This window comes from Ornithinibacillus bavariensis (genome assembly GCF_050433565.1).
Taxonomy (GTDB): Bacteria; Bacillota; Bacilli; order Bacillales; family Amphibacillaceae; genus Ornithinibacillus; species Ornithinibacillus bavariensis.
The window spans coordinates 509,519-531,264 of sequence record NZ_JBNPWZ010000002.1 but is presented as its reverse complement, the minus strand read 5'-3'; the positions used below and the strand labels follow the sequence as shown (position 1 = coordinate 531,264).

Below are 21,746 nucleotides of genomic sequence, written 5' to 3'. Positions count from 1 at the left end.
GATAGTTATCGTAACATGAAAACGGTTACATTTCAATAACTAAATAATTTTTTAAGTGAAAATCTTTTGTATCGATGTGTACAACGAAATAGATTTTTAATGGCAAAATGATTGCATGCGTATTTGAACCCAAAAAGAGTATCTTTTTATAGATGTTGTACTGTTTTAATTGTCAGCGAAAAAGTAATATATACTGCTGCAATAAAAATAGCACAGTAATTATGGCCCCTAAGACTTAGATATTTTACTCTAACTTTTGGGTGCATTTTCTCACTGTACTATTTTTGACTATCAATTGAACTTACGTTTAGATGCTGTTATTTTCTAATAGAAATCAAGAATTAAATATTGTCCATAAAAAAGGTTAGTACCTGTGCCTCTTTATCATCTACAGGTATAAATAAATGTGGCTTCGAACCTTGGAAACAGGCACTATCGCCCTTTTCCATAAAATATTTTTTTCCATCATAAAATAAATAAATCGATCCCTCTAAAATGTATATAAATTCATCCTGTGAATGCGTATAAGATTCCTCACGTAAATTTAAGTTTTTTGGTGTAACGTGTACGATTGTCGGTTCAAATCGAGATAGTTGGGAACGGTTCGCCAATAATTCATAGGAATAACCCATGTTCTCATCACCAATTCTCGCTCTCCTATTATCCCGTGTTAAAAGAACTAAATCCTGCTCTTCTCGTTCATCTAGTAACCATGAGAGAGAAACCTCTAGTGTTTCACTGATTTTCGATAATGTCGCGATTGCTGAAGCGGTTTGTCCATTCTCAATTTTAGACAGCATGCTCTTGGATATTCCAGAGGCGTCTGCAACCTGCTGCTGGGTGAGTTTTTTTCTTAGTCGCACTTCTTTTATCTTAGTTCCTATACTATCTAAATTGATGATAGTCCTCTCCCCTCTATGATAATCCTGTTATGTTCCTTTAATAATAAATTATTGATTAGATAATGGTCAAGATTAGCATAGATATTGATAAAGTATTTACAAATTATTTATAGCCAATTTTGATTTGCCTTGTAAGATTCTAGACGATGCTTATAGAACAAAAAAGTGTGATTCAAAAGAATCACACTTGCTCGAGTTGTTTCATTTTTAAGCTGAACCTTCCATATAGGCTAACGAACGGCTAGGAAGTTTTTTACCGAGTTTGTTTTGAATAAATATAGAGGCTTCCTGAATCTTTTTATCCTGGATACCTGTTTTAATTCCTAACCCATGCAGTAAATAAAGTACATCATTTGTAGCCACATTCCCTGCTGCTCCGGGTGCATAAGGGCAACCACCTAAACCGCCAATCGCTGTATCAAACCTTGTAATTCCATAGTTAAGCGATGTCATAATATTAGCTATCGCCATACCTCTTGTATCGTGAAAATGTAAAATGATTTTATCTTTAGGAAAACGTTTTAAAATCTCATCAAGTAAGCTTTCAACCTGTGATGGAACCGCTGACCCAATTGTATCGCCTAAGGAGATATCATCAACCCCATCTTCTATTAGCCGGTCAAAGACTCGAATAACCTGTTCTGGAGAAATGCTTCCTTCATATGGACAATCAAAAACGGTTGAAACATAGCCGGTTACTTTCTTCCCTTCTTCTTTTGCAGCCACAATAACCTCTTTAAGTACCGGAAATGTCTGATCAATTGTCTTGTTAATATTTTTCATATTATGGGTCTCACTTGCTGACATAAAAACTGACGCACCATCTATCCCAGCTTCGATTGCATTTTCAAGTCCCTTCATATTAGGTACAAGAGCAGAGTATCGTACATTTGGATTTCGTTTAATCCGTTTTCCAACCTCTTTGGCATCCGCTAGGGCAGGAATCCATTTGGGATTAACGAAGGACGAATATTCAATTTCCGTTACACCAGTATTTGAGAGCATATCAATCCAGGCTACTTTATCTTCTGTTGAAATGAATTTCTTCTCATTTTGTAATCCATCACGTGGTCCAACTTCCTTTAGCTGAACAAAATCTGGTCTATTCTCCATGATCTTCCCTCCTGTAAGGCCATTATTAGAGAAGCCTATTGAATGCGCTTACGTTATCATTGTGAAAAAGTTCTATTATATAATATGCTTGTAATATTGAACGGTTTTCTTAAACGTCAATTCAATTTAGTATCGTTATATTCAACTTTGTTGAATATAGTTTAACGAAGTGTTGCCTCCCTGTCAACAATGAAAATATTTCTTAACTACGTATTGGTTTTGTAAACTGTGCAATCCTTACCCGAATATAGTAATATGGAAAAGTAAAAAACAAATTTAACTTATTATGCTGGCCAAACAGCTAACAACTAGTAAATTTATTTTTGGACTTTAATTTGGAAAGGGAATCATCTATGACAATAAAAGAAGAAGTTGCTAAACGAAAAACATTTGCAATTATCTCCCACCCAGATGCTGGGAAAACGACATTAACAGAAAAATTATTACTATATGGAAACTTAATCCGCACTGCTGGGACAGTGAAGGGGAAAAAATCAGGGAAGTTTGCAACTTCCGATTGGATGGAAATTGAAAAGCAACGTGGTATATCCGTAACCTCCAGTGTGATGAATTTTCCTTATAAGGATTTTCAGGTCAATATCTTGGATACCCCTGGACATGAAGATTTTAGTGAAGACACTTACCGTACTTTAACCGCTGTTGATAGTGTAGTTATGATAATTGATTCTGTAAAAGGTATTGAGGCTCAGACTATAAAACTATTTAAGGTGTGCCGAATGAGAGGAATTCCTATTTTTACATTTATTAATAAGCTCGACCGTGAAGGGAAAGAACCTCTTGAATTATTGGAGGAAATTGAACAGGTACTAGAAATAGAAACATATCCAATGAATTGGCCTGCTGGTATGGGAAAACGTTTTTTAGGTATTTTTGACCGACATAAAGAGCAATTTATTAAATTCAATGGGAATGAAGAAGAGACCCATATTCCTTATACGAACTTAAATACATCTGCTTATGAAAACTTGGTTTCCAAATCAGAATTTAAAGCAGCCAAGGACGAACTTGAGCTATTGGATGAGGCTGGCGATCAATTTTCTTTAGATGCTGTTCTAAACGGTGAGCAAACACCAGTATTCTTTGGAAGTGCATTAGCTCCATTTGGTGTCCATGACTTTTTCGATACATTTATCAACTTTGCACCATCTCCGAAACCACGGAAAACAACGGAAGGAATAGTAGCTCCCGAGTCAGAAGAATTCTCAGGGTTCATATTTAAGATTCAGGCGAATATGAATCCAGCTCACCGAGACAGAATTGCATTTGTTAGGGTGTGCTCTGGGAAGTTTGAGCGTGGGATGAGTGTTAAACTATCACGAACTAAAAAAATATTTAAACTTTCCCAATCACAACAAATTGTTGCTTCCTCTAGAGATACAATTGATGAGGCATACGCTGGAGACATAATTGGCATTTATGACCCAAATGTTTATCAAATAGGTGATACGCTTTTAGAAGGAAAAGCAGATTTCGAATTTGATGAGTTACCAAAGTTTCCACCAGAAATCTTTAAAAAAGTAATGGCAAAAAATGTTATGAAATCGAAGCAATTTAAGAAGGGAATTGATCAATTAGTCCAAGAAGGAGCGATTCAATTATATAAAGATAAACGTACAGAATCGTATATTTTGGGTGCTGTCGGAGAGCTTCAGTTCGAAGTATTCAAATATCGTATGGAAAATGAGTACAATGTAGAAGTATTATTTGAAACAATTGGGGAACGCATACCACGTTGGCTAAAAACAGAACAAGTCAAAGAATCTCTATTTGATGATAGGAATATATTAGTTCGTGATCGCGACGATAATTATTTAGTGCTATTTCGGAATGAATTTGCTTTAAATTGGTTTAAGGATAATCATAAGCACATCGAGTTAATTGATTTATTTGAGGTTAACTCCTATGGTCAAATCTAACCAAAAAAATGGAGCTTAAAGTATTGCTCCATTTTTTTGTTTTGGTTAAATTGATATTATAATACCTTTCAAAAATAACATACTGTCTTTTTAGTCCCTATAGAAAACTCTACCTTATACGAATTCCAAGTATATTATCTGTTTCATTCTGTAATTATATGTAAACGTGTTGGTGGTATTGGTTTTCGGATGAAGGAGGTAGTTTTGAGAGATAATACAGTTGGAGGTGTTATGATGGATAACAATGAATATCGTGAATATCGTACCGGACAAGGTGTGCCAGTTTCGGGTTCTTATATTTGTCAATCCGGAAAGCGCACCAAGCTAAGGAAGGATGATACCTTTCCAGCCTGTCCTGATAGTGGGAATGAAACATTATGGAAGCATGATACTTTACCATCATAAAATAAAAGGCATTCATTTATATTAAATCGAATGCCTTTTATCATTCATTTATAGCCTAAATCAGAACCATCCATTACATCTCTCGCCCATTTGATTGCTTGCTGATATAGTTCGTTGAATTTTTCTATTCTTAAGTCTAATTCCTGTAATATGCTATCCATTTCCTCCCATTTCCCTTTTTCTGCTGCACAAACCAAGTTAGTAATTGGAGTAAGGGATGTCTCTTGCCCACCTATAGTAGCTAGAATTTCTTGGTCTAAAGGTAACTTCTCTAATATTTGCTCTTTTGGTTGTTTGAATATCGTCTCCACTAATGAAAGTAAACCTGTTAAGAAAAAGCTTGAGCTTTCACTCCTCCTACCAATGTTCATCGATACCAGTTCATTTGCTTTCGCTCTTGTTAAGCTAAGTTTAATGATTTCAAGCATAATTTGCTCGGATTTTTCCAGGTGATCTTGAAATGATAGCACAAATACCCATTTCTTCAATTCTATAAGTCCAAGTAAAACAATTGCCTGTTTAATAGATTTAATTTTATTTAATAGTCCAATAGCAGGCGAATTAAGCAGCCTAAGTAGCTTATAAGATAAGGATACATCCGATTCAATTATTTTAGTTATTCTTTCAATTTCTGGTTCATCCTTAGATAACTCTGATACTATCATATATAAATTATGATTTAATAATGGAATATCACGCGACGAAAGGATGGTTGGTTTACTAAAATAATACCCTTGAAAATATGTATATCCATCCTTTAAACACTGTTTATATTCTTCGATAGTCTCTACTTTTTCAGCTAAAAATATAACCTTATGATTATTTAACCGCTTCATGATTTTTAACTGTTCTAAACGACTTGTTTTTTGAATATCAATTTTTATTATGTCTACTAAGCATATTAGCTGTTGAAAATTTTGATGACTATCTTTCCATTCAAAGTCATCAAGTGCAATTTTATAGCCCTGCGCTTTTAACAATTTACAGCTTTCAATAACTTCTTTAGTCGGTTTTACAGTCTCTAATACTTCAACCACCATCAGCTCTGGTTTAAGGAAGGATGGTAATGTGCCAGTTAATAAATTTTCCGTGAAATTAATAAAAAACGGTTTCCCCTCAGATAAATCTTCGACCCCAATTTGCAGTATACTGTTAATCACTTCTGAGGTAGCAACATCGCTGTCCGTATGGGAATATTTATTAACGTGGTTATTATTTCGATACAAAAGTTCATATCCATATATTTCTTGATTTTTGGTTAATATTGGTTGTCTAGCAACAAAAACTTCCACAATACCACCTCAAAATTTCCTTTGGTTAGTAAAATAATACCACAAAAATTACAAATAAAGACGAAATTCGATAAAATTTTCATTTTTTTACTACAAACAATTCATAACTAAAGGGAATAGCTTTGGATTAACAAATTAAACTTTCATTTAATTACATTGTGGTCTATTGCTAGCGATCTGTATCCCTAATTTCACTACCTCTCTATTTCTTAAATTTATAGTTTGTCCTTTTTATTTTTTCATGGATTATCCTCCTAAGGTCAAATTTTTCTTAGCAATTTGAATGAATTATTTTAAATAAGGTGAAATATTATCTATAACATTTTGTAAGTTTTGTGCTTGTTTCTCATACATTTGCTTTGCTTCTTGATTTTCTGTTTGTAGAGAAAAGCTTTCCAAATCTGCCTGCAGTTTTTTTAACGTAGATGCTACTAAGGGACGTGGCTTAACCACTTCTAGCTTGAGATCATCTGAATAGAGGTCTACATATACATTTCCCATTGAATCCACTTGTGATAGGAATACATCCTCAAAATCTTCAGCTCCTTGAGCTTGGATTTCACCTAATAGCCATTCTTTTGTATACCCTAGTTTTTGTAGACTTTTTTCCATAACTTTGCCATCAGAGATAACAATTGTAGGGCCGTGATCCCTTTCGACTATTGTTCCTAATGTACGTGGAGTAATTGGTAGTTCTTCTGATTTTTTTAAAACACTTAATTGCCCATTTGTTTCAAAAACGGCCATCTCAACATCTGCAATATTGAAAATGTTTTTTTCTCGTAGCATTACCATTAATTCTCTAACCGCCAATTGATTTTTTTTAAGGTTTTTTTCTAAAATTTTACCATTTTCAATGACAACATCTGACTTACCGTCTGTTATTCGCATGATTACAGGTGACTTCAATCCTAACATTCCTATTATAATTGGGATGATGCCCCATATAACCAAGGATACTAATCCATTCGTTATTTTTATGTTTTGGTCTACAGCCATACTTGCAGCGATAGACCCAATAGTTATTCCCACACAATAATCAAAAAAGGTAAGCTGGGATACTTGCTTCTTTCCCATAATTCTCGCCATAACTAGAAGAAGTATAAAAGCAATAATAGACCGAATGATAGTAATTAAATATTCTGGCATACGTTTTACCCCCTACTAAATACCCCAAAAGTGTGTAAACATTTGTTAGTATTGGACAATCTAGAAATAACATACGAAAAACGGAGGGTAACTATGCTCAAAAGGATTTTTATTTTATGTAGCCTACTCTTATGCATTACTGCTTGTAATGATCCCATTGCTGGGCAGCCTTTTTTCGATCGAATTACCGCAATGGAAAAATCAATTAAAGAAGAAGAGTGGGAGATTTCTAAAAAACAATGGAAAGAATTTAACAGTCATTATAAGGACAATACATGGAAGCTACAGCTGATTGGCGATGAAAATGAATATGAGGGGGTGCATGAAAGTTTATTGAGACTAGAAGCAGCCATAAATCAGCATGATTCTACACAAGCTCTAATAGAACTCGCCAACATAAAAGCCTATCTGGAGCAAATTTATTCTATGTGACTCATTTAAAAGAACCAATTAGATTCATGGTAATCATCTAATTGGTTCTTTTGATGCGATAGTTTTGTTGTTGTTAAGATTTTTCTTTACCATCCCTAAATCGAACAAAACGTTCTAACTTATTCAATTCAAAAAATAACTCAATAATACTATTAGAGATAGGAAAAACGGTAGCCCACTTTGAGAATTCGGCACCTTGTAATTCTTCAATTAAATTATTTATAGTTACTTGCATCGCCGCTTTCGTCTCTTTTTGAAGGTCCTTATCTAATATGACTTTATTTTCATATAACAGGATAATATTTTCACTATACGTATTTATTTCCAAAACCAACTTTTTAATTAAATATGATTTATTACCTGGTAACATGTCAATCTCGTTAATGTTCTTTTCCAACTGTCTAATCAATGTGTGTTTTTTACTAAGCACTTGAATCATATGCTTATATATAATAATGTTACGAAAGAAATTCCATCGATTACGGATAAATAAACGATTTCGTTCATCCGAAATAATTTCATAATAATTTTTTGCTTCACTAATACGTTTTTCAATCTCTCGGTCTTCAGCTCGCATTTGTGGAATGCTTAACGTTTTATTGGAAACCACACGCAACAAGAAATTAGTTCGATCAAGCGTATTTTTAATCATATTAAATAGTATTTTTTTATGGTCTGGTGGCATTATCAATGCATTAATTATGAATGCTGCCAAAACACCTATAGCAACGAGTGATAAGCGTTCTATTATATACAGATAATTAATTCCATGATCACCGCTAAGCATCATAGTAATAATGGTTAAAACAGTTAAGCTAACAGTCTTATTTAGTCCTAGTCGGATATTAATTGCGATGGAAATGATGACAATTGCCCCTACAGATAGTGGATGATTCCCAAGTAAAAAATAGCCAGCCAATGCAAAGGTGATACCGATACTATTGGATATAACTACTTCTTTTATATAGGTATAGGATCGCATAATAGATGGTTGCATTGCCAGCACTGCTGCTATTGCCGCCACAATTTCTAAATCTAGGTTTAACAAATCCGTTACTAATAATGTTAGCGCTACAGCAAGACCTGTCTTGACCATTCTTGGGCCAATATTGAACTCCATTTTTTGCACCTCAAGTACTTATAATAAATTACTTTAGAATTTAAGGATAGACTTATTATAGTGTTCACTTCAATAATTTTCAATGAATACTCCTATTTAACCTCTCGACAAAAACAATATTGTATAAAATTAGTTAGAAGATGGGGTGAATATATAGATGCAATAAAATAAAAAGGTGTAGAAGCACATCTGCTCCTACACCTTCATAGTTAATGGTAATTAGTTCTTTCCATTACCTTTGCCTTTGCCATTATTGTTTCCTTTTCCATTACCATTACCTTTATCGTTACCTTTGCCGTTATTTCCGTTTCCATCGGTAATATATAGCTTACCCGCCGCTTTTGCACGAGTTTCATTACCGAAATCATCTTTGGCAATTAATTCGATTTCTGCACCATTTGCTTGAACACCACTAGGTACTGTCCAGTATGCAACATAATGTCCTGCAGTTGTCTCCACAAATGGTAACTCTGTTACATTAGACGACTGAATGTTCGTTAATGGTAAATGAACTGCAAAGGAAGCGTCAAGTCCAGCCTCACTATCAAATGAAATTAATACTGTTTGTCCTGCCTTCAGATGCTTATCTTCATTTGGCGTTATATTTGTGATTTCTGGAGCGGTAAAGTCTGCAAATACAGTTACAACTTTAGTAGTTGTATTTCCTGCTCCATCTGTTGCTACTACTTCAATGACATTTTCCCCTTGATCAAGTAGGATACGTTTTGAGAATGTACCAGATTCGGGTTCAACAGATGCCTGCTGCCCATTAACTGTTACTGTGGAAAGATTAGTATCACTAACGGTACCTTGAACTGTAATCGTTTCACGATTTGTACGGTCACCATCCTTAATATTTGCAATGTTTAGTTCTGGTGCTATCGTATCTAGTGTTACAGTAACTGTCTCCGATTCTGTCGCCTCTTCACCATTAACATACGTAACAGCTTGAAGCGTATTTTCACCCTCAGCTAGCTCGATGTCAATGTTGAATTGTCCATCCTCACCAATATCAGCTGTTCCAACCTCTTCCCCGTTATTCAATAAACTTATAGAAGTAGTTGGCGAAGCAGTTCCATGAACCGATACAGCAGCCTCATTCGTAAGAGTTCCATTCACAGGGTCAGTAATTGTAGGCTTTGCAACACCATATGCTACCCTAGCTCGAATCATGTAGTTACCTTCGTCAGCAGGAGAAGGCTCCCAAGCTCCACCGACCAGTTGATAGCTTCTCTTTGCATTTGGTCCATTTTCATCTGTCGCTAATCCAGGGGAATTTGGATAAGGAACCGTTTGAATATAAACCATATAGAAGTCACCATCAACTTGAATATTATGTTCTCTTAAATCAACTACAGTCCATTGATTTAGATCACGAATTGCTTCGGCATTAATTGGGCCTGCAAGTTTCTTACCAGGTAGTCCATTTTCACCAGCACTCCATACCTCTACTGCAAAAGGAGTAGCTCCTGGAGATGGCCAATCTGTACCATGGAATTGGAAGACCCCTTCCGTTACAATTGCTTGCTTTTGTCCTTCTGGAAGTGACATCTTAACTGCCCAACCATTGCCGGCATCGTAGAAGGCACGTGCATTTTCTGCAGTTCCATCATCATAACCAATCTCTCCACCTGGTACAGTGAAGAACGGTTCTAAAGCAATATCTAATGACTTATCTTGATCAAATGTAACTTCAATTTCTTGTCCTACGTAATCTTCTGCAAGAACTTTCAATGTATAGGATCCCTCGTAAGCTGTAATGGAAAAGCTTCCATTTTCATCTGTTTGAACTGGATTTACATTCGAATCCTCGACCAGAAGTACTGTTGCTCCAGCAATAGGGTTACCAGACTTTTGACTTGTTACAACACCAGTTACAGTTGCTTTTGGTAATTCTTCTAATACAAAATTAGCTGTCGCTACTTCGTCCGCTCCAACGGTTACTGCTTGCTGCTTTGCACGGTATCCATATGTTTCAGCAACTAACGTATACGAACCAGCTGGAATTACCATAGAATATGATCCGTCCTGCGGGTTAGTTCCCACAGAGCGACCAGTCTCTAATACTGATACAGTTGCATCTAGTGGAATACCACTAACTTTATTCTCTTGTTTTTCAACAGCATGTTCTTTATCTTTAGATGGTTTAGCAACATTTTTCTTGGAAGAAGCATTTGCTTCTTTGTCTAAAGCTGCTTCCTTCTCTTTTTCTGCCTTTTCATCATTTGTAACAATTTTCTTATCTGCTGGGTTCTTAGCTAGATTTAATGATGTATCCGATAAAACGACATCATCAATATACCATCCAGCTTTTGCCACACTACCATCAGAGTAAGCAAAGAATCCAACATATATCGTTTGACCAGCATATGCAGATAAATCAACCTCTGCATCCTTCCAGCCAGCTGAATCACCGTTAAACTGTGCTAAATTGGTCCAATTAACCATATCTGTGGAAACCACCACACGTCCATAATCATATGCTGTTCCAGTAGAAGACTGTTCAAAAATATGCCAGTCCTTAAATTGTAGATATGCTCCATCCTCAGGAACACTCACACCCGGCATAACTAAAGTTCCATTCATATTGGATGGATAATCTCCAGCAAGATTAGTAGCATATACGTTTTCACCGGAAACAGCACCATTTGGTCCAGAGGTAGGTGCACCTAATTCCCATACATTCTTGCTACCAATTAATGTCCAGCCTTCTGGGTTATTCTCAAAGTCCTCCGAATATCCAACAGTAATCCCTTCCGTTAGAGCCACAACATACTCTTCGCTTTCAACAGTATTACGTGCATAATCGCGCACGCCCCACTTATATGTGAAAGAATCACCACTTACATGTTCAGCAGGAACAATTACCGAGAACGTCCCTTCTGTTTCATTTCCAGAACTCAACTCTGCCTCAAGCTCTTGCCATTCGCCATCACTATTTAAGAAATGAAGTGTTGCTCCACCAATTCTTAAATCATCTTGAACATCTACACTTAAGCTAAGTGCCATGTTTTTATATGCTTGGCCTGGAGCAGAATGTTCGAAAGTCGGTGCAACAGCATCTTGATTGTACATAGAGTCTTCCGTTAGGGCAACATCATCTATATACCAACCAGGTCTTGTTACACTTCCATCGGAGTAAGTATGGAATCCGACATATAGACGTTGACCAGCATAATCTGATAAGTCAAACTCCTTACTTAACCAACCTTCAGAAGCTCCGACAAATCGTTCTAGGGTTGTCCAATTTTCCATGTCATTCGAAATGACTAATTCACCGTAGTCCCAAGCTGTTCCGGAAGTACTGTATTCAAAGCTGTGCCAGCTCTTAAATTGCAGATAGGATTCGCCTTCTGCAACATCGATTGGTGGCATGATTAGGGATGCATTCATACTACTACTATAGTCACCAGCTAAGTTTGTCGCATAAACGTTTTCACCAGAATATGCTTCGTTAGGTCCAGAAGTTGGTACTCCCCATTCCCACACATTATTGGTTCCCGTTTTTTGCCATCCCATTGGCTTCGACTCGAAGTCATCAAAGTAGCCATTTGTAATCCCTGCCTTAATGTCAACTTGATATGAGTCACTAACTACTTCGTTATTTCCAAAATCATTAATTACCCAGTTATAAGTGAATGTACCTACTTCTAGTGCTTCACCAGGAATTACTACTTGATATTCTCCCGATTTGAAGTTTCCAGACTTACGTGTTGCATCCAATGTCTGGTCACCATACTGTAACTGTACAGACGTTACACTAACATTATCACTCACTTGAATATTTAGTTCTAGATCAAGTCCAGAGTAAGCTTCAGATGGAGCCGCATGTTCAAAGACTGGTGCCTCTGTATCTTCTCCATCCATGGTTACTTGACCTTGCACCTTAGCTAAACCGTCAGCAATAGAAGAAACCGCTGCAAAAGCATCTATCAATCCATATCCATATCCATGGTTAGGGCTATCTGGATATTGACTGTCTGTTCTTGGTACAGCAGTATCTATGATGATTTGCTCAATCTGATCCACCTCTAAACTCTGGTTCGCTGACTTTAATAAAGCTACTACACCAGCAACTGCAGGCGTTGCCATTGAGGTACCATTTGCACTTGCATATCCGCCTCCCGGATAGGAAGATCGAACTGCAACACCAGGTGCTGAGATATCAGGCTTAATCTCTCCATATGGTGATGGACCTCTTAATGAAAAACTAGCAAGCATATCATTAGAATCTGTTGCTCCGACAGCAAATGATTCCGGATAGTTTGAAGGTGATGCTACAGATCCTGGTCCTCCTGGATTTGTTAGTGTTGTATTACCTGCCGCAAATGCAGGGAAAATATCCGCTGCACGCCAAGCTATAACCGTAGGTAAATACCATTCATCGATACCACGGCCACCACCCCATGAGTTGTTGACAACATCTGGAGCCTTGGATGTATCTCCACCAGGAGCCATAATCCATTCTGCTGCAGCAAGTAAATCATCATCATATGCACCATTAGCAGTAAATGCTTGTACAGCAATCCACTTTGCACCTGGTGCAACCCCAACTTGGTTAGAACCACTTGGCTCACTACCAACCATTGTTCCCATCGTATGTGTTCCGTGCCCATCAATGTCATAAGGTGTAGTTCGTCCATTTACTGGGTCGTAGAAGCTATACGTATGGTCTACTTGGCCGGTTGCAGAATTGTAGCCACGATATTTTTCTTTTAAGGCAGGGTGTTCCCACTCTACACCAGTATCAATATTTGCTACGACCACACCTGCACCGTCAACTCCCAATCCCCAAACATCCGGAGCATTGACACGATCTACGTTCCACTCAATACTTTGAGTACCGACTTTAGGAGTTTCTTGCACTTCTAGTCCCTTAAATAACTGACGCTTTTCGTTTGGTAGAATTTTTTCTACCTCAGGAAAAGTTGCTAACTTCTCTGCAATTTCCTTTGTTGCTGTAACGGCCATACCGTTAACTATATAGAACGATTTAATATCCTCTGCATTTCCCTTTTCAGCTTCTGCTTCAAGAAAACTAGTAACCTTCCGTTGTGATTCTATAGCTACTGATTTCAATTCAGAAATAACAGCAGACCGTTGGGCAATTTCTTGATTGAAGGCCGATAGACTTGCCTTTTTAGCATTTGCCCTCGCTTCTTTTGCAACCTTCATTGGGTCTGCTTGTTCTTTAAATTTGATTAAGAAGGTGACTTTTTCGTTTTTAGAAAATGAATCTAGCAGACTTTGATTCACTTTTGCCTGAATCAATTCCTTAGAATCTACTAAGGAGGTGTGAGGTGTTCCTTTTGATTCGGCACCTGCAAAGGCAGGAGTGAATAACGAGAAAATCATCAAGATGATCGCAATAACACTAAATCTTCTTGCCTGTTTTCTTCTTTTCAAAACTATTCCTCCCCATCACAAATATTTTCAATGAATGATAACACACTATCCTCCTTTCCATAAGAATAGATAATATGCCAGGTTGAAGGTAAGGAATCTAGTTGTTAAGGTAACTATAAAACATTAACATTGGAGAATCCTGTCGATTTATGTCCATTTTTTCTGAATATTTAAAAATGAATATTTATACCCATTTCATTCTATTTAAAAACTATGAAAAAAGTTATATACAGATTTTTAAAACAATAGTTTTTATTATAATATCAATATAATTGCGAATAATTCTTTTTCACTACTATGGAGCTTTCCTAGTTTTGGAAAGAAAAATAATCATATAGTAATGCGTTTTATTGTATTAATATGCAATATAGACATCAATCTACTTGCTTCAACAATTTACTTGGGGAAAATCACAACAATAGACTTAGTATTATTTCTGTTACCTTGTACTATTTTCCTATTTTAACGATAACACGGTTTCGCTCTAGTAATTTCCTATTGCTAGGGTATGTCATTGGAATGGGCCTCTTTATAAAGACAAAAAAAGAAAAAGCTCTAATTGGAACTTTTTCCTTCTAAATCATTATACAGATTATTAATTTTATAATTTAAAAATAATACCCATTAAAGAATATATGATAATCGTCATAAACATGATCGACATATATAAAAGCGAGAATAAGAATAGTGATTTAGCCCATTTATTGGAGTCTTCTGGTTGGTAACTTGTGATGCTTAAAATCAACCAAAGTCCGCCTAAAAGTAATCCTACTAACATCAGACCAATACTTAATGTACCTAATAGAAAGCTAGCTAAAATCATAATGATAAGATAAAAATTAGTCTGTAGGTAGGTCCTTCTAATTCCTTTGACAACCGGCAACATTGGCACATTCGCTGCCTTGTAATCATCATGCCTTCTAATCGCTATTGCATAAAAGTGCGGCATTTGCCAAAGAATAGCAATCACAAATAATCCTAATAGCGCTGGATGTACTATATTTGGTTCGATTGCTGCCCAACCGATAAGTGGTGGTACAGCACCAGACAAGCTACCTATTTCCGTATTGTAAATCGTTCTACGCTTTGACCACATGGTATATGGGACAACATATAAGAAAAGACCTAAAAACCCTAAAAATGCAGCTAACCATGTCGTAAATGCTAATGCTCCTACCCCAATAATCATCATGATAATCCCTAACCAAAGGGTAGTTTTAAAACCAATTTCTCCTGTTACAGTAGGTCTAACTTTTGTCCTTTCCATGATTGCATCTATATCTCGATCATATAAATTATTAAATGCCCCGGCCGATGCAATGATTAGTGCAGTACCAATAACAGCCAAAATCATTTCAGGAATTTTTTCTGTTAACCCATATCCATATGTAAACATAGCCAAGGTTAAGCCGGCAAACATTGGTATTAAATTCGACACAACAATTCCTGTTTTAACTGTATTTTTCAATATATGCTTTACTTCTTGATAGTTTTTCATGTTACGTCATAAATTCCCTTCTAACATTCCTAATAAAAAAAGCTCCATCAACTTATATACTTTTTCTATTGTATCATTTTTTTCACATGAATTCCCAATTAATTAGTACTATTTGTTGAACGTAATTATTTATAATGAGATTTTCTGACTTTCTAAATCTAAATAACTCAACTACCGGAAAGCTATAAAGAACATAGAAAAAGAGCAAGAGTGTCTGGAATTATCAGCTAGTTACTCAATTGAGAATGATGTTATGGACCGGGGCATATGATACTACTAGTAATAAAACTACCACTATTCCACTACAACGATATCTCCATACTGAAGAATGCTTTTCCTCAAACATTCTCCCATCATACTGCTTGCTAAAGCTTTGCGATTAATTACATGAACAGCAATCTGAATATGCTTAGACCTACAAATTCAATCATAAGTTCACCTTGCCTACTAGTCAAAAAATACTTCCTTATTAGGCCACCTTAAGAAATTAAATAACATTTTAATTTGTGTAATCGTATTTCTCCCCTCCGACAATTCGGGGATATCCTCCTCCGAAAAGAAACCGATTTGACTAGTCTCTAACCCTATTTTCGGGTGTCCACCTATAATCTTACATTGGATAAAAATTTTATAAACATGATAGGCAGAAGGCGGATGGAGATAACACTTTTTGTCTAGAACGCCTAACATTTTTACTGCTCTAACATCATATCCAGACTCTTCCTTTACTTCTTTAATAGCAACTTCACTTGGCGAAAGTCCAATATCTGCCCACCCACCAGGTAAAGCCCACTTATTGTCCGTATTTTCCTTTACCATTAATAGCCTTCCATTGTGAAAAACCACTGCACGAATATCTACCTTTGGCGTAGCATACCCAGTTTCATTGGCAAACAGATTTCTAATTATTTCCTTGTCCAATGTCGTTCGTTCTGCTAACATCTCGATACTAATGTTTCGTATCTCTTCAAACCTTTCCAAATCATATTTATCCTTTGAGTATGTTAAACCAGCCTGGGCAATTGCCTGTAACTCTTTTGCCCACTTAAGCCAATTAGGTTCCATGATAATCCTCCGCTACCTTTTTATAATAGATTAGTGTCGCCTTATCATTTATTTCCTTAGATATTCCAGTGCTGACATAACCCATTTTTTCATACAAGTAACAATTTCTCTCTTCCTCTTGAATCGTAGCTAGTTGCCAAACCTTCGAGTTATGAAACATAGATTCTATTTCTATTAAGACGGCTTGTCCAATTCCCTTCCCCTGATATTCAGGCAAAATAAACATTGGACTTATCCACTCATATCCATCTCGATGAGAAATACAAATGGCACCTACTATTTGCTGATCTAGTATTATCTTATAAAAGCCACCATTCCGATTCAAAATCCTCTCCATTACTCTTTCAATCGTTTCGTTTGCAGGATTAACATCGTAGTCCTGATACTTTTCTAATAATGGCATAAATGCTCTCCTTTGCATATTCAATATTATTTCTGCGTCCTCAACCGTTGCTTTTATTAAAGATAGATGCATTTATTCCCGCTCCAATCTATTAAAAAATGTCAACTGCTTCTTTCGGAAGCTCTCTCACTCTCTTTAAGTATCTTGTCATGTTCCTATCTTCTTCATAAAGATATTTAAAGGATAAGCTTTCAGAAACTTCTATCGCTATTAATCGAAATAGTTCACATGCGACAAAAAGCGCTTCCCAAGTTTCTTCATATTCTCCATTAGCGTAAGTACTACGATACATATCCCAATATGGCTTTGGTAAGTAGTTTTCAAAATACTTCCCCATCTTCCCGGGTGAAATTTGGAAATCATGCTGTATTCCAATCCACCAAGAAACTAGTTGATTAATTCTTGGACGAATTGCCGCTTCAAACATCTCCTTTGCATATGGTAGCTCCTCTCTCCATATACCTTTAGCTACGTTCTGCGTACACCACCAAAAATCATTACACGCGCTAAAATATTCTGCTTCTATTGGCATCGTAATCCAGTAATCTTTATCTGATGCATTCGGAATTGGTGGTAAACAGTCATCCTTATCAAGTAAGGGCATCGTTAAGCTATCCCCTTTATAGGTACGTAACATATAGTCTTTCGTTTGGATATGTAGATCAATACGATTCCCATCCGAAAAAAGCATTAAATAACCGTAATTCTGGCTTAAATCCACAGTTTCGCCTATTTCCTTATCCATTTTTTCAGGCTCCTGTACCATTAGTAGCTCACCAAATACGCTAATCCATTGTGCATTATGAATAAATGGTTCCGTCTCTTTCACCACATACACAATATCAAAATCTTGAAATATATCTTTTGGCACATTTGGGTTTGTTCTTGAGCCATTCATATATACTGCGCGGATTCGTTTATCATTTTTTGCTACATCTAAAATTAGATCAAGCATCTCTTTTTCCGTTCTCATCTTAATACTCCTTTTAAGCTTCTTTGAAATACCCTTTCTTTACAGGGTGTAATACCGCTACCGTAATGATTATAGCTACTACTAACATACAAATTGATAGAATAATAATCGTTAGTCGAAGTGGAATTAATTCAGCTACAGCTCCCACTAATAAAACAAATATTATCTGTACACTGCTTTGGAAAAGCTGGAAAATACTCGTTATTCTTCCCATCTTATCCACGGGAATATTATTCTGATAAAATGTGACGATTCCAGTATTTAAGAAAGTGTTAAAAAAACCTAGAATAACAAAACCCGTAGCAATTGATAAAAAAGACCAAGAAAAAGCATAAATTAAATAACCTATTGTTTGCATGATAATACCTGTAATAATTAATAGTCTTATCGAAATACCTTTTGTAAAGATTGACACCAAGAATGCACCAACTATTGCTCCAATACCAGTAATACTAATTAACATACTATAATCCATTTCAGTTAACCCAACAACAAGTTGCGTAAATACAACTTCTTGCGTATCCATGGCAAATGTAAAAATAGTAGTTGCCAAAAAGGAAATATAGACAAATGCCACATAACTATTTTCCCTCATAAAAGTTATGCTTACAGTAAAATCATCCTTTATTTGCTTAAACGATAGCTTGGGTGCAGTATTTTTCTCAAAATTGTCTGTTTCAGGTAGTAAAAGCAATAGAATCGCAGCTAGTAAGAATGCAACTGAATTAATCACCAATGTAATATTGACATTAGTAACGAGAATCAATGCCCCAGCTATTGCAGGTCCGATAATGAAAGCACCAGAAGATGTTAATGAATTTATAGAATTAAAACGCTTTCTAATCTCTTTAGGAATTAATTGTGTTGTATATGTCATGGAGGAAGGTTGGAAGAATGACTGGGCAACACTTAAGAAAACTAAAATGAGATAAATTAACCAAATACTTGGTGAAAAAGGAATGCAAAATACCAAAAAAGCACGGAAAATATAAGTTATAATCATAATCTTGCGCTTACTTCGATAATCTATAAAGCTCCCTGTCCAAAACTTGGTTAACAAATTAACCATCGGTCCAATTACCCACAAACCCGCAACCGCTGCGGCTGAACCAGTCATCTGAAATACTAGGATGTTTATTGCGACTAAATAAATAAAATCTCCAACTCTAGCCAATCCAACGGAGGTTAACAATCGAATAGGATTTTTCCAACTAATAATTATATTATCCACGCTAGTACCCTCACTATAATTCTGACTTTTAAAAATTCTGTTAATCTATTTTATCATGACTTATCCATCAAGATAATAACTATTTATGATAAAGCAGGAATTCTATACTAACTATCGAAATATAAATAGAATAATTATTTACTATTACTAGGAGGCTTAACATCATGTGGTATTCCATCTCTAAAAATTCATAACTAACAAAGAAAGGATTTTATATATGAAAAAAGCCCTATTAGTTATTGATGTTCAATACGGAATTGTAAATTTTCGTGACTTTAAAGAAGAATTATTCTTAATAGAGAGTATAATTCAAAATTGTAAAAGCAAAAAAGAACCTGTTATATTCGTTCAACATTTCGATCAACATGAAGAAAGCCAACTTCATAGGTATTCTGAAGGCTCACAAATCGTTTCCAATCTAAAAGAATATGCAGATTACATTATTGAGAAGGAAACTCCTAGTGCATTTTTTCAAACCAATCTTGCTACCTTACTTGAAGAACTAGGTGTAGAGCATCTTTTCATTACTGGATTTAATACAGAGTTTTGTTGTATGTTCACAGCAATTTCTGCTTATGATCGTGGATATAAGGTTACATTTATTGAAGATGCTACAGGAACTGTAAATACGGATGAAACCTATGAAATGAGAGGTTTAGATATAAGAGATTTTGTAGGAACCGTTTTACATTGGTCTGATGTAATCGAGGTACAGGATTTTGAAGAATATGAAGAAATGTATAAATAACTAGAAAGAAGGTCCCTTTTATTACAATGAGGGACCTCTCTACTATAACTTTGATCATAGCAAACTATTAAATAATAGAGTTAATTAACGTAATAATCTTCGAATAAATTCCAACCAATTTGGGAGTTCGTCCCCTTTTACAAATCCAAACACCGCACAACCAATAAGTAATAGTAGAAACCAAAATAAAAAGTTTTTATAAAATGGGGATCTTTTTTGTTCACTTTCCATTTGCTACTCTCCCTTCAACTTAATCCATTTAATAACTACATAATTATTTCGACACTTCTTTTCCATTTCCTTTTAATTTTTCTAACTTTTCTTCACCATAACTACTAAATAGCCATAATTCTATAACTAAAAAAATCCAAAGTCGATTTTCCGACTCTGGATGTCTTTATTCAGCCTCCACTACTTGCTTCATCGCTTTCATTCTACCTAAAATTTCTGCCTCACGATGCGCCAGCATTATTAACAAGTCACCGTGTGTTTCCACATGCCCATAAGGAACCTTAAACTTTACATTTGATTTCCAGAAAAACTCATCAAAGTTATTAATACGATTTTGTTGGTCCTCTAAATCATTTATTAGCTGTTCTAGTGATGGTGCTTTTATTGTCCATTCGGACGAAAGAATATCCGAACTAAATAATTGGGCATATTCCTCAGGAAGTTTTCGAGATTGTTTACTAACAAATAACAATTTCTCATCCATAAATAAAGTGTTACCAATATACCAACGAATCGTATTGTCAAAGTAATTTGTTTTCTTGTCCAAAGCTTCTTCATCTAACTCACTTAAAAACGTTAATAGGGATGTTCGTGTTAAATTAAATTGTTTTATTACAGACATTCTATATCCTCCTATACAATCATCCTTCTAGTATAAAGGAATCCTTAGATAAAAAAAAGAGATGTGGCTTTTGTCTAGTAAACAAAAGCACACATCTCTATTACTGTATGGTTACTTTAAGTTTTTTTACTCCCCATTTTAATGCTTTTGCTTGGGAGGATACAAATACATCTATTCTATTGCCCTTTATAGCTGAACCAACATCACCTGCTATCGCATAGCCATAACCCTCTACATAAACCACTGATCCTAGTGGGATAACAGATGGGTCAACAGCAATAACTTTGGCATTTGGATTAGCTTTTAAGTTTATTCCTGTTTTTGTTACACCAGAGCACCCTTCACAGCTTGCAGTATATGCAGTAGCGGTAACAGTAATGGTTTTACCCTTTACATTCTTGATTGGTTGGCCAGTTCCACTTGACTTTTGTTCCAGTTCTCTTGCTTTTCTAGCTTCTTCAGCAGCAATACTTGCCTTTACATCTGATTCCACTTTTGCAAGGTTACTATCCTTTGACTTCAATTCGTTAATGTTGGTTAGTAAATCGGATTGTTTTTTCTCAAGTTTATGCTTACTATTCTCATTTGCTTGTTTTTTCCCCTGAATAGCAGCAAGATTTTCTTCTTGCTCTTTTCTCATTTCATTTAATTGATCAAGCTTATTTAGAGACTCAAGCTTCTTTTCTTCCACTGTTTTTATATCTGAATCTAATTGATCGATTAGTTCACTATCTGAGTCTGTAATAGTACTTACTATGGCGGCTCGGCTAATAAAGTCCGTAAAGCTTTGCGCTCCAAATAAAACCTCTAGATAGCTTATAGAACCACCCGTTTTTTGGTAGGAAGACATCCTTTTTTCCAGGATATCCTGACGCTTTTTAATATCATCCTGAAGCTCCGCGATTTCCTGCTGAAGCTTCCCAATTTCTTGAACAGTACCTTGTATTTTATTATCAGTCTGATCAATCACTTCTTGTTTTTGAGAAATTTCCTCGTTTACACGTTGAATTTCCTCATTTAAATCGTCTATTTCAGCCATTACATCTGCAATTTTTGCTTGCGCACCTGACAGATTGTTTTTTATATCTTGACGTTGCTTCTGAATATCTTGTAGATCATCCTTCGAATCTGCAAAAACTTGAACACTATTTATTGTACTACCAAATAGTACGGTAACAGCGAAGGTAATTGCGGTTAGTTTTCTCAAGCTTTCCCCTGC

General features: G+C 35.7%; 18 protein-coding genes. 4 read left to right on the top strand and 14 right to left on the bottom strand.

Going from position 1 to position 21,746, the window contains the following annotated elements; genetic code table 11:
* Positions 1-341 precede the first annotated feature (341 nt).
* Complete coding sequence (locus tag HNR27_RS06590) at positions 342-884, bottom strand: helix-turn-helix domain-containing protein (protein WP_280530724.1); 543 nt, start codon at positions 882-884, stop codon at positions 342-344.
* A 225-nt stretch (positions 885-1,109) separates the two neighbouring features.
* On the bottom strand, positions 1,110-2,015 hold the full coding sequence (locus tag HNR27_RS06585; protein ID WP_429339164.1) for a hydroxymethylglutaryl-CoA lyase: 906 nt from the start codon (positions 2,013-2,015) through the stop codon (positions 1,110-1,112).
* A gap of 353 nt (positions 2,016-2,368) precedes the next feature.
* On the opposite strand from HNR27_RS06585, the gene HNR27_RS06580 reads away from it, so the two are divergent.
* On the top strand, positions 2,369-3,952 hold the full coding sequence (locus HNR27_RS06580) for a peptide chain release factor 3 (protein WP_429339163.1): 1,584 nt from the start codon (positions 2,369-2,371) through the stop codon (positions 3,950-3,952).
* Between the two features lie 204 nt (positions 3,953-4,156).
* Positions 4,157-4,357 carry a hypothetical protein gene (locus HNR27_RS06575; protein ID WP_429339162.1) on the top strand — a complete coding sequence of 67 codons (201 nt, stop codon included), beginning with the start codon at positions 4,157-4,159 and terminating at the stop codon, positions 4,355-4,357.
* Between the two features lie 44 nt (positions 4,358-4,401).
* On the opposite strand, the gene HNR27_RS06570 is transcribed toward HNR27_RS06575, so the two are convergent.
* Entirely contained in the window at positions 4,402-5,649 is a 1,248-nt protein-coding gene (locus HNR27_RS06570) for an EAL and HDOD domain-containing protein (protein WP_429339161.1), read from the bottom strand.
* 288 nt (positions 5,650-5,937) lie between these two features.
* On the bottom strand, positions 5,938-6,798 hold the full coding sequence (locus HNR27_RS06565) for a DUF421 domain-containing protein (RefSeq protein WP_212919410.1): 861 nt from the start codon (positions 6,796-6,798) through the stop codon (positions 5,938-5,940).
* A gap of 93 nt (positions 6,799-6,891) precedes the next feature.
* On the opposite strand from HNR27_RS06565, the gene HNR27_RS06560 reads away from it, so the two are divergent.
* Entirely contained in the window at positions 6,892-7,230 is a 339-nt protein-coding gene (locus HNR27_RS06560) for a DUF4363 family protein (protein ID WP_212919409.1), read from the top strand.
* A gap of 73 nt (positions 7,231-7,303) precedes the next feature.
* On the opposite strand, the gene HNR27_RS06555 is transcribed toward HNR27_RS06560, so the two are convergent.
* The 7 genes from HNR27_RS06555 to HNR27_RS06525 all read right to left on the bottom strand — a co-directional run bounded on the left by HNR27_RS06555 (position 7,304) and on the right by HNR27_RS06525 (position 18,926).
* Positions 7,304-8,350 carry an FUSC family protein gene (locus HNR27_RS06555; protein ID WP_212919408.1) on the bottom strand — a complete coding sequence of 349 codons (1,047 nt, stop codon included), beginning with the start codon at positions 8,348-8,350 and terminating at the stop codon, positions 7,304-7,306.
* A 219-nt stretch (positions 8,351-8,569) separates the two neighbouring features.
* Entirely contained in the window at positions 8,570-13,756 is a 5,187-nt protein-coding gene (locus HNR27_RS06550) for a S8 family serine peptidase (RefSeq protein ID WP_429339160.1), read from the bottom strand.
* A 601-nt stretch (positions 13,757-14,357) separates the two neighbouring features.
* Positions 14,358-15,254: a heme o synthase gene (gene cyoE / locus HNR27_RS06545; protein WP_212919407.1), complete on the bottom strand. Its 897-nt coding sequence runs from the start codon at positions 15,252-15,254 to the stop codon at positions 14,358-14,360.
* Between the two features lie 447 nt (positions 15,255-15,701).
* Positions 15,702-16,319: an NUDIX hydrolase gene (locus HNR27_RS06540; protein WP_429339159.1), complete on the bottom strand. Its 618-nt coding sequence runs from the start codon at positions 16,317-16,319 to the stop codon at positions 15,702-15,704.
* Positions 16,309-16,794 (bottom strand): GNAT family N-acetyltransferase, encoded by a 486-nt coding sequence (locus HNR27_RS06535; protein ID WP_429339158.1) that lies wholly within the window; start codon positions 16,792-16,794, stop codon positions 16,309-16,311. The genes HNR27_RS06540 and HNR27_RS06535 overlap by 11 nt, the downstream gene beginning before the upstream one ends.
* A 19-nt stretch (positions 16,795-16,813) precedes the next feature.
* Positions 16,814-17,695 carry an aminoglycoside 6-adenylyltransferase gene (locus HNR27_RS06530; RefSeq protein ID WP_429339157.1) on the bottom strand — a complete coding sequence of 294 codons (882 nt, stop codon included), beginning with the start codon at positions 17,693-17,695 and terminating at the stop codon, positions 16,814-16,816.
* 13 nt (positions 17,696-17,708) lie between these two features.
* A complete protein-coding gene (locus HNR27_RS06525; protein WP_429339156.1) occupies positions 17,709-18,926 on the bottom strand; it encodes an MFS transporter in 1,218 nt (405 codons plus the stop codon).
* Positions 18,927-19,143: 217 nt separating this feature from the next.
* On the opposite strand from HNR27_RS06525, the gene HNR27_RS06520 reads away from it, so the two are divergent.
* Positions 19,144-19,674 (top strand): cysteine hydrolase family protein, encoded by a 531-nt coding sequence (locus tag HNR27_RS06520; RefSeq protein ID WP_212919402.1) that lies wholly within the window; start codon positions 19,144-19,146, stop codon positions 19,672-19,674.
* Positions 19,675-19,758: 84 nt separating this feature from the next.
* Here HNR27_RS06520 and HNR27_RS06515 read toward each other — a convergent pair whose 3' ends face one another.
* The 3 genes from HNR27_RS06515 to HNR27_RS06505 form a co-directional block, all read right to left on the bottom strand.
* A complete protein-coding gene (locus tag HNR27_RS06515) occupies positions 19,759-19,905 on the bottom strand; it encodes a hypothetical protein (protein ID WP_212919401.1) in 147 nt (48 codons plus the stop codon).
* 166 nt (positions 19,906-20,071) lie between these two features.
* Positions 20,072-20,527, bottom strand: a complete 456-nt coding sequence (locus tag HNR27_RS06510) for a DinB family protein (RefSeq protein ID WP_429339155.1) — start codon at positions 20,525-20,527, stop codon at positions 20,072-20,074.
* A gap of 100 nt (positions 20,528-20,627) precedes the next feature.
* A complete protein-coding gene (locus tag HNR27_RS06505; RefSeq protein ID WP_429339154.1) occupies positions 20,628-21,734 on the bottom strand; it encodes a PcsB-like coiled-coil domain-containing protein in 1,107 nt (368 codons plus the stop codon).
* Between the last annotated feature and the right edge of the window lie 12 nt (positions 21,735-21,746).